Source organism: Pseudomonas sp. GW821-FHT07B01 (genome assembly GCF_059419065.1).
This window is the reverse complement of the sequence record NZ_JBWKRA010000023.1, coordinates 93,099-107,808: the sequence shown is the minus strand read 5'-3', so window position 1 is coordinate 107,808 and position 14,710 is coordinate 93,099. Positions and strand designations below refer to the sequence as shown.

At 61.3% G+C, this 14,710-nt stretch carries 11 protein-coding genes and 1 pseudogene; 2 read left to right on the top strand and 10 right to left on the bottom strand.

Annotation, left to right across the window (positions count from 1 at the left end; translation table 11 throughout):
- Positions 1–85 precede the first annotated feature (85 nt).
- From AC07S6_RS22230 to AC07S6_RS22205, 6 genes are all read right to left on the bottom strand, one after another.
- On the bottom strand, positions 86–1,582 hold the full coding sequence (locus tag AC07S6_RS22230) for a GGDEF domain-containing protein (protein WP_495113063.1): 1,497 nt from the start codon (positions 1,580–1,582) through the stop codon (positions 86–88).
- A gap of 102 nt (positions 1,583–1,684) precedes the next feature.
- The gene (locus tag AC07S6_RS22225; protein WP_495113062.1) at positions 1,685–3,007 is read right to left on the bottom strand and encodes an OprD family porin; all 1,323 of its coding nucleotides are present in this window, start codon (positions 3,005–3,007) and stop codon (positions 1,685–1,687) included.
- 380 nt (positions 3,008–3,387) lie between these two features.
- Entirely contained in the window at positions 3,388–4,752 is a 1,365-nt protein-coding gene (locus AC07S6_RS22220; protein WP_495113061.1) for a heavy metal sensor histidine kinase, read from the bottom strand.
- A complete protein-coding gene (locus AC07S6_RS22215; RefSeq protein ID WP_014716981.1) occupies positions 4,742–5,434 on the bottom strand; it encodes a heavy metal response regulator transcription factor in 693 nt (230 codons plus the stop codon). The genes AC07S6_RS22220 and AC07S6_RS22215 overlap by 11 nt, the downstream gene beginning before the upstream one ends.
- 7 nt (positions 5,435–5,441) lie before the next feature.
- Positions 5,442–8,537, bottom strand: coding sequence for a multidrug efflux RND transporter permease subunit (locus AC07S6_RS22210; protein ID WP_495113060.1), 3,096 nt, complete (start codon positions 8,535–8,537; stop codon positions 5,442–5,444).
- On the bottom strand, positions 8,534–9,700 hold the full coding sequence (locus tag AC07S6_RS22205; RefSeq protein ID WP_197880176.1) for an efflux RND transporter periplasmic adaptor subunit: 1,167 nt from the start codon (positions 9,698–9,700) through the stop codon (positions 8,534–8,536). Before AC07S6_RS22205 ends, AC07S6_RS22210 begins: the two co-directional genes overlap by 4 nt.
- Before the next feature lie 214 nt (positions 9,701–9,914).
- On the opposite strand from AC07S6_RS22205, the gene AC07S6_RS22200 reads away from it, so the two are divergent.
- Positions 9,915–10,148 (top strand): hypothetical protein, encoded by a 234-nt coding sequence (locus AC07S6_RS22200; RefSeq protein WP_495113059.1) that lies wholly within the window; start codon positions 9,915–9,917, stop codon positions 10,146–10,148.
- 162 nt (positions 10,149–10,310) lie between these two features.
- Positions 10,311–11,093, top strand: coding sequence for a transporter substrate-binding domain-containing protein (locus AC07S6_RS22195; protein ID WP_197880177.1), 783 nt, complete (start codon positions 10,311–10,313; stop codon positions 11,091–11,093).
- 242 nt (positions 11,094–11,335) lie between these two features.
- Here the strand turns inward: AC07S6_RS22195 and AC07S6_RS22190 are convergent, their stop codons facing one another.
- The 4 genes and pseudogenes from AC07S6_RS22190 to AC07S6_RS22175 all read right to left on the bottom strand — a co-directional run bounded on the left by AC07S6_RS22190 (position 11,336) and on the right by AC07S6_RS22175 (position 14,686).
- Entirely contained in the window at positions 11,336–12,079 is a 744-nt protein-coding gene (locus AC07S6_RS22190) for a YkgJ family cysteine cluster protein (RefSeq protein ID WP_197880178.1), read from the bottom strand.
- A 108-nt stretch (positions 12,080–12,187) separates the two neighbouring features.
- Positions 12,188–12,670, bottom strand: a complete 483-nt coding sequence (locus AC07S6_RS22185; RefSeq protein WP_197900829.1) for a GNAT family N-acetyltransferase — start codon at positions 12,668–12,670, stop codon at positions 12,188–12,190.
- A gap of 3 nt (positions 12,671–12,673) precedes the next feature.
- Positions 12,674–13,576: a chemotaxis protein CheV gene (locus AC07S6_RS22180; protein ID WP_014716988.1), complete on the bottom strand. Its 903-nt coding sequence runs from the start codon at positions 13,574–13,576 to the stop codon at positions 12,674–12,676.
- A 135-nt stretch (positions 13,577–13,711) separates the two neighbouring features.
- Positions 13,712–14,686 (bottom strand): annotated as a pseudogene (locus tag AC07S6_RS22175) (2-hydroxyacid dehydrogenase).
- Positions 14,687–14,710: the final 24 nt, after the last annotated feature.

Sequence of the window (14,710 nt, the reverse complement as noted above, 5' to 3'; positions counted from 1 at the left end):
CCCTCGCCACAGATTTAGCGTCGTGCCGAAGTTGTGTAGATACCTATGGCCATCGCAGGCAAGCCAGCTCCCACATTTGACCTCATCAGTTTGAGTTCTTTGAAACATCCACTATCCGGTTACGGCCGCTGTGCTTGGCCTGATACAACGCTTGGTCAGCCTTGAGCAGCAGGTCTTCAAGGGAAATACGGCTGTGCTTTTGCCAAGTACTCATGCCGATGCTCACCGTGATTGGTTGCTCATCCCCGGCCTTGCGCGGCAAGTGCTGGACCCCCTTGCGGATATGCTCGGCGATCACCCAGGCTCCCTTGGCGTCGGTATTGGGTAACACCACCGCGAACTCCTCTCCGCCATAACGCGCCGCCAGGTCGGCAGGGCGGCGGATATGGCTGGCGATCACATGCGCGACTGCGCGCAACGCCTCATCGCCGCCCTGGTGGCCGTGGCGGTCGTTGAAGGCCTTGAAGTGGTCCACATCGATCATCAGCACACTCAACGACTCGATGGAGCGTTGTGCCCGGTCCCATTCCAGCCGCAAGCGTTCGTCCAGCGTGCGGCGGTTGGCCAGGCCGGTAAGGGCGTCGGTGGCTGCCAGTTCTGACAGCACCTGTTCGGCGCGATGGCGACGGCGCAGCTCCATGCACAGTGCCCAGGTCAGCCACAACAGGCCCACGCACAACACTCCGGTCGCGATGCTGACCAGCCACGCCGCACGTCGCCAGGGGGCGAACATTTCATTGCTGGACAAGGCCACTGCCACGATCAGCGGCAAGTTGCCCACATTCGAAAAACTGTAGAGCCGTGCCTGGCGATCGACACTGGAGATACTTTGGAAGCTGCCGTCCCGTTCGCGCAGCATGCGCGCCACATTCGGGCGCTGGCTCAGGTCCTTGTCGACGATATCTGCTTCCAGCAGAGGCTCTTGCGCCAGCAGGATGCCTTGGTGGTTGAGCAGGTTGATGGTGCTGTTGCTGCCGATGTTCAAGCTGCTGAACAACTGATGAAAGTACGACAGGCGCATGGACGCGACCGCCACTCCCAGGAAGCGCCCATCCGGTGACGAAACGCGACGGCTGAACGCGATGCGCCAGGGGTCGGCACACTGGCAGCGCGCCATGAACGGACGGCTGATATACAGGCCCAGGTCGGGGTTGGTGCGGTGCGCCCGAAAGTAGTCCCGGTCGGCAAAGTTACCCAGTTTCGGCGTGAGCAGGGAGGAATCGGCAATCACCTCGCCAGCCGGGCCCAATAGCAGGATATCGCCCTTGTAGGGCGCCGCTGCGGAGCGATCGAACAGCACCAAATGACGGATGCTCTCTGAAACGTCTTGCAGGTCGGTGCGCTCGGTGGCGCTGATCAAGCCTTTGAGGGCCATGTCGTAAAGTTCGACATTGCGCAGCACGTCAGCGTCGATCAATTGAGTGATGGTGTTGGCGGTGCGCTTGGCCGTCTGCAGGGTGTTGGCATGTTCACGAATCAGTAGCGCAGTGACGACCCCCACGATCAGCAACACCGTGAGCGTGCTGCCCAGGATCAGCAGGCGCTCCGGGCGGCGGTTGGGGCGGGTAGGGCTTGAACTCATCGGGCACACTTCTGCATTGAGAATGCCCTTAGCGTAGTAGCAACTCTTAAATATGGCGCAAAGCCAACCTGTAGGAGCGAGCAAGCTCGCTCCTACCTGTACTCAGAACACGTTGATCGGGTAGTCCACGATCACACGGTATTCATCCACATCCCGGTCCACCGCCGAGTAGCCATTGCTGCCGCGATTGGTCGCCCATTGCAGGCGTACGGCCAAGTCCTTGGCCTTGCCGCCCTGCACCACATATTTCAGGTCGATATCGCGCTCCCAGTGCTTGGCATCCTTGCCATCGGCGCTGTACCAGTTGCTGTAGCCGCGACTGTTGGGGTCGACCTTGGTCAGGTCGGTCTTGCCGCTGATGTAGGACACGGCGGACGTCAGGCCGGGCACGCCGAGGCCGGCAAAGTCGTAGGCGTACTTGAGCTTCCAGGAGCGCTCATTGGGCCCGTTGAAATCCGAGTACTGTTGGGAGTTGTCAAGGTACACGCTGTCGCCCTGGGTGATGTAATCGAACGGCGTGTTGCCATTGACCCGCTGATAAGTCGCTGTGACGCTGTGGTTACCCACGCCCACGGTGAAATGCAGGCTGTAGGTGTTGTTGTCGATATCCCCCAGCAGCGATTGACCGGTGTCCTGGGTATGGTAGTAGTGCAGGCCGGGCGTCAGGCTGACCAGGTCGTTCAGGGCGTAGGTGTATTCCAGGTCGTAGTAATACTGGTGCCAGACGTCCTTGAGTTCGGACGCATACAGGTTGCTGGTCAGCCCCTCGATCCCGCTGAACGACACGCCAGCCCAGTCCAGGTGCTGGCTGTCGGTGTTGGCGGGCAGCGTGCCGTAGCTGGTACCAATGCGCCGATGGCCGCTCTGGTTATAAAGCTTGGTGAAACTGGCCTGGCCACCTTCGATCATCCAGCCGTCAAAGCTGTGGTTGGTCAGGCTCACGCCACGGAAAGTCTGCGGCAACATGCGTGTCATGCCGCCGGCGATCACCGGGTTGTTGAGGAACAGGTCGCCGGCTTTCAGTTCGGTGTCGAAGGCGCGCAGCTTCAAGGTGCCGCCAGCCGTCGAGAACGAACCCGGCGCTTTGCCGTTGCCGCTGCCATACGGAAGGATGCTGGAACCATCCGTACCACCACCGCCGTCGAGCTTGAGGCCGAACATGGCATTGACGTCCAGGCCCAAGCCGATGGGGCCCTGGGTGTAGCCGGATTCGAAGGTGCCGATAAAGCCCTGGCCCCATTCCTTGCTGTCGTCGGTATGAATATCGCGTCGGTCGCGGTTCATGTAGTAGTTGCGGGTGTTGATCGTGAGGTGTGAACCCTCGACGAAGCCTTCGACGGGCGGGGCGTCTGCCGCGTGGGCAAGGGGGATGATCGTTGCTGCGATTGCGAGGAATAACGGGGTGAACGTCAGCGAGTTCTTCACCGGTGGAGCTCCTTTGGTCAATCATGAACGGCCAGTGTCGTGGGGTGTGCCCGGCCTTTTTTCACGGCAAAAAAAAGCCGCTGAAGTCAGCGGCTTTAAGACAGATTCCCAGTGTAGAGCCCTGGAAATAAGTCGAGGGAAATTCGGGTGAGTGGTCAGCTGTCTTTGCCGTCGCGCTCATCGATGCGTCAAAGTAACGCAGGCGAGCGGTGCGATACAGAGTGTAACAAGATAATAACTATTGCCCAAACCGCAACAGTGAGGGCCATGGGATCTTCTGTGGGAGCTGGCTTGCCGGCGATGCAGACAGCTCGGTATGCCAAGTGCACCAAGGTGATGCTATCGCAGGCAAGCCAGCTCCCACATTTTGACCGAGTTGTTTAGATCGGCAGGGTGATACCAAACGTATTGCCACCGCCTTCGCTGCGCACAAACACATCCCCGCCATGCATCAACGCAATCGCCTTGACGATCGCCAGCCCCAATCCGTGATTGGCGTCGCTGTTGCTGCGCGATGCATCCACGCGGTAGAAGCGTTCGAACAGGCGTGGCAAGTGTTCGCTGGCAATGACCTCGCCGGGGTTGGTCACGCCAATCGTCACCTGGTGTGCCTGCACTTCAATGTGCACGTCGATGACGTGCCCCGGCGCCGTGTGTTGCACGGCATTGCTCAGCAGGTTGATCAGTGCGCGACGCAGGTGGGCCTTTTCGATCTGCACTACGGCATCGCCGTGCACGCGCACTTCGACCTGGGCGTCTTCGAGGATGAAGTCCAGGTAGTCGAGGGTGGTAGCCACTTCATCGGCCAGGGAGCATTCGATCAGCTTGGTGGCTTTGCTGCCCTGGTCGGCGCTGGCAAGGAACAGCATGTCGTTGATGATCGAGCGCAGCCGTTCCAGTTCTTCCAGGTTCGATTGCAGCACCTCGAAATACTGCTCCGCCGACCGACCGCGAGTGAGGGCCACCTGGGTCTGGCCGATCAGGTTGGTGAGCGGCGAACGCAGTTCATGGGCGACGTCGGCGTTGAACGATTCCAGGCGCGAATACGCCTGCTCGACACGGTCGAGGGTGGCGTTGAACGAATTGACGAACTGGCTCAATTCCGGCGGCAGCGGCGACAGGTGCAGGCGCCCGGAGAGTTTCGGCGGCGCAAGCTTTTGCGCCTCATCCGAGAGTTTGCCCAAGGGCTTGAGGCCGATACGCGCGACCCAGAACCCCAACAGTGCCGCCAGTATTACACCCACCAGCGCGAGGCTGATCAACGCCACCAGCAAGTGATGCTGGGTGGCGCGGAAGTTCTCCGTGTCGATGGCAATCATAAAGCGCAACGCCGGGCGCTGGTCCTTGGCTGCAAATTGGCTGACCAGCACCTTGAAGGGATAATCGTGACCCGGCAGGCGCAGGTCGCGCTTACCTGTGGCGCCTTCGGCAAAGGCGCGAATCTGCGCGTCCGGCTCACCGTATTCGTAGCTCGGGTCGCTGCTGACCACCCAGAAACGGATGCGCTTGTCTTCTTCCCCCAACAGCTTGAGCTTGGACCTGATCTTGGCCCAATGTTCCGGCGTGCCGAAGCGATTGATCGACGATTCCAGCACGCTGTAGCGCGCATCCAGCTCGGCCCCTGGCAACAGCCCCAGGCCACGGTCGACCTGCTGGTACAGCGCGCCGCCGATCAACAGAAAGATCAGCAGCGCCACCAGGGTGAACATGCCACTCAGGCGCAGGGCGATGGAATTAGCGACCACTGTGGTTTTCCTGCATGCGGTTTTCCAGCACATAGCCCATGCCACGAATGGTGTGCAGCAGCTTGTGTTCGAACGGCCCGTCGAGCTTGGCGCGCAGACGCTTGATCGCCACTTCCACCACGTTGGCATCGCTGTCGAAATTGATGTCCCAGACCATCTCGGCAATCGCGGTCTTGGACAGGATCTCGCCCTGGCGCCGCGCCAATACGCTGAGCAGCGAGAACTCCTTGGCGGTCAGGTCCAGGCGTACACCGTTGCGGCTGGCCTTGCGGCTGATCAGGTCGATCCACAGGTCGGCGACGGTGACCTGCACCGGTTCGTGGCCGCCGCTGCGGCGGGTCAGGGCTTGCAGGCGGGCCACCAGTTCCAGGAACGAAAACGGCTTGCCCAGATAATCGTCGGCGCCTTCGCGCAGGCCGCGGATGCGGTCTTCAACGCGCTCGCGAGCGGTGAGCATGATCACCGGCGTCTGCTTGCGGGCGCGCAAGGCACGCAACACACCGAAGCCATCCAGGCCGGGCAGCATCACGTCGAGCACGATCACGGCGTAATCGTTTTCCAGCGCCAGGTGCAGGCCCTCGATGCCTTCACGGGCGACATCGACGGTGTAGCCTTGCTCGGTCAGGCCACGGTGCAGGTAGTCCGCGGTTTTTTCTTCATCTTCAATAATCAGGACGCGCATGACCGCCTCAGTGTGTGGTCGCCAGCGTCAGCGCTGGTTTGGGCCTGTGGAAAAAACGTTCAAGGTACAAGTATATGACCGGCGTGGTGAACAGCGTCAGCGCCTGGCTCACCAACAAGCCACCGACCACCGCGATGCCCAGCGGCTGGCGCAGTTCCGCCCCGGGGCCTGCGCCGAGCATCAACGGCACGGCGCCGAGCAACGCGGCAAGGGTGGTCATGATGATCGGCCGGAACCGCGTGACGCAGGCTTCATAAATCGCATCTTCGGGCGCCAGCCCGCGTACCCGCTGCGCCTCCAGGGCGAAGTCGATCATCAAGATACCGTTCTTCTTCACGATGCCGATCAGCAGCACCAGGCCGATCAAGGCCATGATCGAAAAGTCCTGGCCCAGCACCCACAGCATGATCAGCGCACCGAGGCCCGCCGAGGGCAGGGTGGAAATGATCGTCAGCGGGTGCACAAAACTCTCGTACAGCACACCCAGAATAATGTAGACCGCTACCAGCGCCGCGAGGATCAGCCAGGGTTGGCTGGCCAGCGAGCTCTGGAACGCCTGGGCCGCACCCTGGAAGTTGCCGATGATTGTGCTCGGCATCCCGATTTCGTTTTTGGCCTGGTCGAGCATGATCACTGCATCGCCCAGGGCCACGCCGGGCGCCAGGTTGAACGACAGGTTGGCAGCAGGGAACATGCCGTCATGGCTGATGGACAACGGCCCGACCGTGGGCGGGTCGACTTTGGCCAAGGCCGACAACGGCACCATCTCGTTGGTCAATGGCGAGCGCAGGTAAAAATAGTCGAGGCTTTCGGCCTTGCCGCGCTGTTGGCTGTCCAGTTCAAGTATCACTTGGTACTGGTTGATCTCGGTCTGGAACTCGTTGATCTGGCGCTGGCCGAAGGCGTCGTACAACGCCTGGTCGACATCGGTGGCGGTCAACCCGAAACGTGCGGCGGCCTGGCGGTCGATGCTGATATGGGTGATGCTGCCGCCCAGTTGCAGGTCGTTGGACAGGTCGCGAAACGCCGGGTTGGCGCGCAGTTTTTCGGTGAGACGCTGGGTCCAGGTGTTCAGCGTCGGGCCGTCGTTGCTCTTGAGCACGTATTGGTACTGGGCGCGGCTGGGGCCGGAGCTCAGGTTGATGTCCTGGCCGGCGCGCAGGTACAGCACGATGCCCGGCACCTTCGCCAGTTGTGGGCGGATGCGGTCGATGAACTGGCTGGCGGACACATCGCGCTCACTGCGGTCTTTCAAGGCGATCCAGAAGCGGCCGTTGGCGATGGTCTGGTTGCTGCCGGTAACGCCCACCGAATGGGAAAACGCCTGCACCGCCGGGTCGGCCTTGACGATCTCGGCCAGGGCCTTGTGCTTGGCGACCATGTCCTTGTACGACACATCGGCCGCCGCTTCGCTGGTGCCGAGCACGAAACCGGTGTCCTGCACCGGGAAGAATCCCTTGGGAATGAACACATAGCCGACCACCGCCAGGGCCAGGGTTACCACGAAGATCGCGGCCATGCTGCGTTGGTGCGCCAAGGCCCGGCGCAGGTTGCGCGCATAGCCGGCCAGCAGGCGTTCGCTGAAGCTGGGTTTGGCGTGGGCAGGGTGGGTAGGGGCACGCATGAACAAGGCGGCCAGCGTCGGGGCCAATGTCAGCGAAACCACCACTGAAATCAGAATGGTCGCGGTGGCCGTCAACGCAAACTCCTTGAACAACCGACCGACCACTCCGCCCATGAACAGCAGCGGAATAAACGCCGCCACCAGCGAGAAGCTGATGGACACCACGGTAAAGCCAATTTCACCCGAGCCCTTGATCGCTGCTTCGCGCTTGCCCAGGCCTGCCTCCAGGTGCCGATGGATGTTCTCCACCACCACAATCGCATCGTCCACCACAAAGCCCACGGCGATCACGATGGCCACCAGGGTCAGGTTGTTCAGGCTGAACTCCATCACATACATCAGGGCGAAACTGGCCACCAGCGAGACACCCAGCACCGCAGACACAATCAACGTCGCCGACAGTTGACGCAGGAACAACGCCATCACCGCCACCACCAGCAGGATGGCGATCAGCAGGGTCATTTCCACTTCATGCAGTGAGGCGCGGATAGTCTTGGTGCGATCGGTCAACACGCTGACCTGCACCGAGGCCGGCAACATGCCTTGCAGGCGCGGCAGCTCGGCTTGAATGCGGTCGACGGTGTCGACGATGTTGGCGCCGGGCTGGCGCGAAATCACCAGGTTCACCCCCGGCGTATCGCCGGACCAGGCTTGTACGTAGGCGTTTTCCGAACCATTGATGACCTTGGCGATATCGCGCAGTTGAACTGGCGCACCGTTCTTGTAGGAAACGATCAGTTGGCCGTATTCCTCCGGGTGAAACAGCTGGTCGTTGGTCGACAGGGTGGACACGCTGTTTTCGCCATAGATCGCGCCCTTGGCCAGGTTGAGGCTCGACTGCTGGATGGCCAGGCGTATATCGGCGAGCGTCAGGCCAATGGCCGCGAGCTTGTCAGGGGAGGCCTGCACGCGAATCGCCGGGCGTTGCTGGCCGGTGATGTTGATCTGGCCGACGCCGTCGATCTGGCTGATCTGGCGCGCCAGCAGGGTTTCCACGTAGTCGCTCAGCTCGGTGCTGGGCATGCTGCTGGAACTGACGCTGAGGATCAGCACCGGGCTGTCTGCCGGGTTGACCTTCCTCCAGGTAGGCAAGCTCGGCATGTCGCTGGGCAGCTTGCCGGACGCGGTGTTGATCGCGGCCTGGACTTCCTGGGCGGCGGTGTCGATGCTTTTTTCCAGGGTGAACTGCAGGGTCAAGAGGCTGGAGCCCAAGGCGCTGCTGGAGGTCATCTGGGTCATGCCGGGGATGGCACTGAACTGCACCTCAAGAGGCGTGGCCACCGATGAGGCCATAGTGTCCGGGCTGGCGCCAGGAAGTTGCGCGGTAACCTGGATGGTCGGGAATTCCGCTTCCGGCAGTGGCGCGACGGCCAGGTTCGGGAAGGCAATAATCCCCAGCAACACCAAGGCGAAGGTCAACAGCAGGGTGGCGACCGGGTGATCAACGCACCAGGCCGAGGGCGAACGGCTGGCGCTCATGGCTGCACCTGGGCGTCGGCGGTGTGGATCACTTGCGGCGGCTCCTTGAGCACCTCCACCTGCGCACCGGCCTTGAGCCGAGATTGCCCATCGCTGACCAGCACATCGCCGGCCTGCACGCCTTTGATGATATTGATGTCGCTGTTCTGGTAGGCGACTCGCACCGGCACCACCTCGACTTTGTCAGCGCTTACGCGGTACACGAAATGTGAGTCCAGCCCACGCTGCACCACGGTCGGCGGTACCACCAGGGCGTTCTTGTCGAGGGCCGTCTGGATTTTGATGGTCACCAGTTGTCCCGGCCATAGCTTATGCGCCGGGTTGTTGAACTCGGCCTTGGCCCGCAGGGTGCCGGTGGTGGAACTGATCTGGTTGTCGATCAGGCTCAGGTGGCCTTCGCCGAGCAGGTCGCCGGTCTGGCCATCGGTGTCGGCGCCCAGGTAGGCGTCGACGGTGGCCCGGGCGGGGGCGGCGATCAGGCCCTGCAAGGTCGGCAGCATCTGCTGTGGCAGCGAGAACTCAACGGCAATCGGGTCGAGTTGGGTGACGGTAAACAGCCCCTGGGTGTCGCTCATGCGCAGGAAGTTGCCTTCGTCCACATTGCGGATGCCCACGCGGCCGCTGACCGGGGAGCGAATCTGGGTATAGGAAAGTTGTACTTGAGCCGCATCAATGGCCGCCTGATTGCCCTGCACCGTGGCTTTGAGCTGGTTGACCAGTGCCTGTTGCTGGTCATAGGTCTGTTTCGACACACCGTCGTCGATGCTCAGCGCCTTGTAACGCTTGAGATTGACCAACGCCACTTGCAACTGTGCCTGGCTTTCGCCCAATTGCGCCTTGGCCTGGTCGAGGCTGGCGCGGATCGAGCGGTCGTCGATGGTAGCCAACAGATCGCCAGCTTTCACCGACTGGCCTTCCTTGACCAGCAGTTGTGTGAGGATGCCGTCGATTTGCGGGCGAATCATCACGCTGTGCAACGACAGCACTGAGCCTATGCCGCTGACAAACCTGGGAACGTCCTGTTGCGCGACGCTCACTACCCGTACCGGGATCGCCGTGGGCGCTGCCAGGCGGGGCTTGGCAGGCCGTGTTACTGCCCAGGCGGCCACCGCCAATACCAAGAGGATGCCCACCATCAGGGCCGTGTTTCGTTTTATCTGCATGGGAGGCGCCGGGGCGCAGTTGCACGGTTTAAGCTGCAAGCTGCCAGTTGAAGGTTGGGTAGCTGCTTTATAGCCCGGTAATACGGTCAGCACGGTGACGCGAAACTGACAGCCGCGACAGCTAGCGCTTTTTACTTGTGGGTTGAAGCTTACCGCTTGCCGCTTTGCCCCCGTATACTGGCGCTTTTACGCCTATCGCTGCGCCGGAGCCCCTATGACTTCCCCAACCCAACCCCCTGTCGACGCGGCTGACCTCGTCGATTCGGCCACCGCCGACGGCGTTGAAAAAGCCGAGATCCCGGCGTTCAAGTTCCCCTTCAAACCGGGTGAGCTGACTGGCGCCAAGAATGCCAGCCAGCCCTGGTACAAAGGCGGCGCCAAGAACGGCCATACCAAGACGCCAGGCATGGCGCCTCCGGGCACTCGCCGCTCCATGGGTAAACGCTGAGATTAAAGCGTTGCGTGCGTTATAGGCAGTTGCCTACATCGCCCGTGGACATTTCTGCTTGTAGGTCCGCGACCGATTCTTGAAAGCTTGCACAGCGTTTGCTTCGTCCCGATGACGCTCATCGGGGCGTGGTGAGTCAGCTTTCCGGAAAAGGACATTCCCGTGGCCCTGATACACCTTTGTGCGGTGCTTGCCCTCTTGCTCTCGACAAGTGTCGTTGCCGCCGACGTTCAACCTCGGCGTGAAATCCGTTTCGCCGTCGCTGCACATTTTCCGCCTTTTCAAAGCCGCAATTCCCAAGGGCAATTGGTGGGGCTGAACATCGAACTGGGCAATGCCCTGTGCGAGCAGCTCAACGTGCGCTGTACCTGGGTTGACCAGGTCGTCATGGAAAATTTCCCCGCCCTTGAAGCCAGGCAGTTCGACGCGATCATGGGCATGGCGCCCACCTGCAGTCGACGGCGACGGGTGAGTTTCACTCGTGACCTCTACCCGATCACCACTCGGCTGGTGGCGCGTAAAACCTCGGGCCTGCGCCCTGATCGACGGTCGCTCAGGGGCAAGCGTGTCGGGGTGCTGGTGCGCAGTAATCGGGAAGCCTTTGCCCTGTCGCAGTGGGCGCCGGCAGGGGTAATCATCAGGAGTTTCTGGCTCAACGACCAACTGGTGCAGAGCCTGGTTTCGGGTGATATTGACGCGACCCTTCAAGGCGCCGTGGAGATCCGAGAGGCCCTGCTAGACACGCCCCAGGGCTTGGACTTCAATTTCATGGGGCCGCCTGTGTCGTCTGGCCTGCTGGGTAATAGCGTGGCGATTGCGGTGCGAAAAACCGATACCGCGTTGCGTAATGAGCTTAATCACGCGTTTGAGCAACTGATGCACAATGGCGAATACCAACGCATTCTCCAGCCCTATCGCCTCGATGTATTGCCCGCCCATCCATGAGCGCTAATGTGTGAGTGCAACTCTGTTCCCGAGAGGCGCCTATCTATCTGACACTCCGAGCTCCAGATGTGGGAGCTGGCTTGCCTGCGATGACGGCCTGACAGCCGGCGACTATCTAGCTGACACCCCACAGTTGGATCGAGGGGCGTCAGGGAAATTGTCGTCGAATGGTAGGCCGTCGCGGGAGCAAGCTCCCTCGCCACAGTGAGTAGATACCTATACCGCAATGAGGCCACAGCGGCCTAAGCCGCCCTCAACGAGATAAACGCATAATTGGCCGACACCTCAGTGGCAATTTGCGCCCCGGCATCCAGCACCTGTTCAGCGATGTCCATCCCCGACACATGAAACACCCATTCATTGGCCACTGCCGGCTGTTCAACCGCCTGCTCAATGGCCTGGGCAAACGCCTGCATGTCCGGCAAGTACGCGGTAAACCCGTCGCCCTTGAGTGCGGTCGTGCGAATGCCGAGCAACGCGCATATCGCTTCTTTGGTCTGCACGTCATCACGGTCGGCCTGGCGTGAACGGCGAATCAGTTCGGCCAGTTGCGCATCCATCAACTCACCACCGACGATCAGCGCAGGGCCTTGCTCCCAGGATTCCGGCGGGCAGTCCTTGGCGCTTGGGTTCAGTGGGATATGCGGGTTGATCTCCATCGGGTAGATGCGGCACACCAGCGGGCGCCGTTCGTAGATGCGGCAGCGGTTGTCTTCGTCAAGATTCCGGCAGCGTCCGGCGTTATAGGCGGCAAAGGTAATTGCCACAAACGCCTCGGTATTGCCGCTGGGCACGACCACTGAGCGGCGCTCAGCGTGTTCCCGTTGTTGCAGGGGCAGGCCCAGGCCATTGCCGAGAAAGCCCTCGACCAGAACGATGACGTTGCCGCCGTCCGCCGCCCAGCTGCGGGCTTCTTCGAGGGTCAGGGGCACGTGATGGTCGCTGCAGCATTTACCGCAACCGACGCAGGAAAAGTGTGTGTTCATGGCGGATCTGTCACCAGGCAAGGTCAGAGGGCACGCTTGAGGGGTGACGGGTTTTTACCTCTATCTACCGCTCAGGGGCTCTGGAAGCAAGTTATGCGCCAGTGAGGATCAGCCCTTGGATACGATGTCGCGCAGCACAAATCGCATGCCAGCACTTTCATACAGTTGCCGGGCGCGCAGGTTGCTCTCCAGCACCTTGAGGTCCACATAGGGTTCACCGCGCTGCTTGAATACCTGGAAGCTGTGCAGCAGCAAGGCGCGGCCCAGTCCTTGGCCTTGGGCGCAGGGGTGTACGGCCAGGTTCTTGATAAAGGCGCTGGTCCAGCATTGGGCCACTGCGAGAACACCGTCGTGGTTACTGGCCACCAGGCACAGCGTCGGGTCGTACTCGGCATCGGTGACGAACTGCTGGCGCCACTCATCCAGGTGGCCGACACGGCCGCCGCCCTGGTCCTGGGTCATGCGCAGCACGGCATGGACTGCCGGGGCCAGTTCATCGCGATAATGATCCAGCCGGGTATCCGCTGGCCACTGCGGGGCGGGCAGGCTGCCGGTGAGGTCGCGACGCAGCAGCTGGTAATACTCGCCCAAGGCTTACAGGCCCTTTTGCGCCACGGTTTGTGCGGCGACGACCAGGCATTTGGTCAATTCTGGGGATGAGAATTTGGTGAGTACTGAGTCGGCACCGGCCAGGCGTGCTTTTTCGCTGTTCATCGCGCTGTCCAGGGAGGTGTGCAACAGCACATAGAGGTCCTTGAAATCCGGGGTTTCGCGCAGGGTGCGGGTGAGGGCGTAGCCGTCCATCTCAGACATCTCGATGTCCGACACCACCACGTTGATCTGTTCAACCGTGCCTTGCAGTTCCAGCAACACGTCGATGGCTTCCTTGGCGCTGCGGGCGGTGTGGCAGGTCAGGCCGAGGTTGCGCAGGGTGTGTACCGATTGCTGCAAAGCCACCTGGCTGTCGTCCACCACCAGGATGCGGGCGTTGCCCAGCACTTCGGCTTCTTCCATGGTCAGGTCGGTCGGCGCCGCTTCAATCGGTGCCGGGGCGATGCCATGGATGACTTTCTCGATATCCAGCACCTGCACCAGGCCACCTTCCACCTGGGTAACCCCGGTGATAAACGCCCGATTGCCGCCGGAGCCGTAGGGAGGCGGGCGGATATCGGTGGTCAGGCAATGCACGATCTTGCTCACCGCCTGCACATGCAGGCCCTGCTTGGAACGGCTGACATCGGTGACGATCAGGCAGCCGCCGTCCGGGTCTTGCAAGGGCATTTCACCCAGGGCGCGGCTCAGGTCGATCACCGACAGTGAAGCCCCGCGCAAGGTGGCGATGCCTTTGACGTGCGGGTGGGACTCCGGCAGCTTGGTCAACGGCGGGCAGGGAATGATCTCACTGACTTTCAACAGGTTGATGGCCATCAGCTTGCCGCTGCGCAAGGTAAAGAGCAGAAGCGAGAGTGAGTCTGCGCGGGCTTTGGTGGTGGACATAAAAACCTTCTGTGGATCAGGGATGACGATCTATAGAGAGTTATCGACTTGGCTGGCCTGGGCTTTAACCGGATTTTTGTGTCGGGCACTGTTTATGTGGGAGCTGGCAAGCCAGCTCCCACATTAAGTCCAGTATCAGCCCTTCCAGGCCTGTGGGTTCACCAGATCCTGCGGGCGTTGGCCCAGCAGGGCGCTGCGCAGGTTGTCCACGGCGCGGTTGGCCATGGCTTCGCGGGTTTCACCGGTGGCCGATCCAATATGCGGCAGAGTCACCGCATTGCTCAGCTGGAACAACGCCGATTCAGCCAGCGGTTCCTTTTCATACACATCCAACCCGGCGCCACGAATGCGTTGGGTTTGCAGGGCTTCGACCAGCGCTGGCTCATCCACCACCGGCCCACGGGAAATATTGATCAGAATCGCGCTGGGCTTCATCAACGCCAGCTCCCGAGTGCTGATCAGGTGATGGGTCTTGTCGCTCAACGGCACCACCAGGCAGACGAAATCCGCCTCGGCCAGCTACTGCTCCAGGCTGCGAAACTGCGCGCCCAGTTCCTGCTCCAGCGCGGTCTTGCGGCTATTGCCGCTGTAAATGATCGGCATGTTGAAGCCCAGGCGCCCACGCCGGGCCACGGCTGCGCCGATATTGCCCATGCCGACAATGCCCAGGGTCTTGCCGTGCACATCGCAACCAAACAAAGGCGCGCCCACGCTGGCTTTCCATTGGCCGGCCTTGGTCCAGGCGTCCAATTCGGCCACGCGGCGGGCGCTGCTCATCAGCAACGCAAAGGCCAGGTCGGCAGTGCTCTCGGTGAGCACATCGGGGGTGTTGGTGAGCAGGATCCCGCGCTCGTTGAAGTACGGCACGTCGTAGTTGTCGTAGCCCACCGACACGCTGGACACCACCTCCAGCTTGCTCGCGCTTTCAAGCTGCTCGCGGCCCAGCTTGCGGCCCACGCCGATCAAGCCATGGGCATGGGGCAGGGCTTCGTTGAACTGTGCATTGATGTCACCCAGCTTGGGGTTGGGCACGATCACCTCGAAATCCTCTTGCAGGCGTTCGATCATGGGCGGGGTGATACGGCTGAAGGCCAGGACAGTCTTTTTCATTGCAGAACTCCACTCAACATGTGG

Bases quoted from the DNA above. Each gene is read 5' to 3' on its own strand.
- AC07S6_RS22210 (WP_495113060.1), bottom strand. From the start codon at position 8,537: ATGAGCGCCAGCCGTTCGCCCTCGGCCTGGTGCGTTGATCACCCGGTC.
- AC07S6_RS22200 (WP_495113059.1), top strand. From the start codon at position 9,915: ATGACTTCCCCAACCCAACCCCCTGTCGACGCGGCTGACCTCGTCGAT.
- AC07S6_RS22230 (WP_495113063.1), bottom strand. From the start codon at position 1,582: ATGAGTTCAAGCCCTACCCGCCCCAACCGCCGCCCGGAGCGCCTGCTG.
- AC07S6_RS22205 (WP_197880176.1), bottom strand. From the start codon at position 9,700: ATGCAGATAAAACGAAACACGGCCCTGATGGTGGGCATCCTCTTGGTA.
- AC07S6_RS22180 (WP_014716988.1), bottom strand. From the start codon at position 13,576: ATGTCCACCACCAAAGCCCGCGCAGACTCACTCTCGCTTCTGCTCTTT.
- AC07S6_RS22215 (WP_014716981.1), bottom strand. From the start codon at position 5,434: ATGCGCGTCCTGATTATTGAAGATGAAGAAAAAACCGCGGACTACCTG.
- AC07S6_RS22190 (WP_197880178.1), bottom strand. From the start codon at position 12,079: ATGAACACACACTTTTCCTGCGTCGGTTGCGGTAAATGCTGCAGCGAC.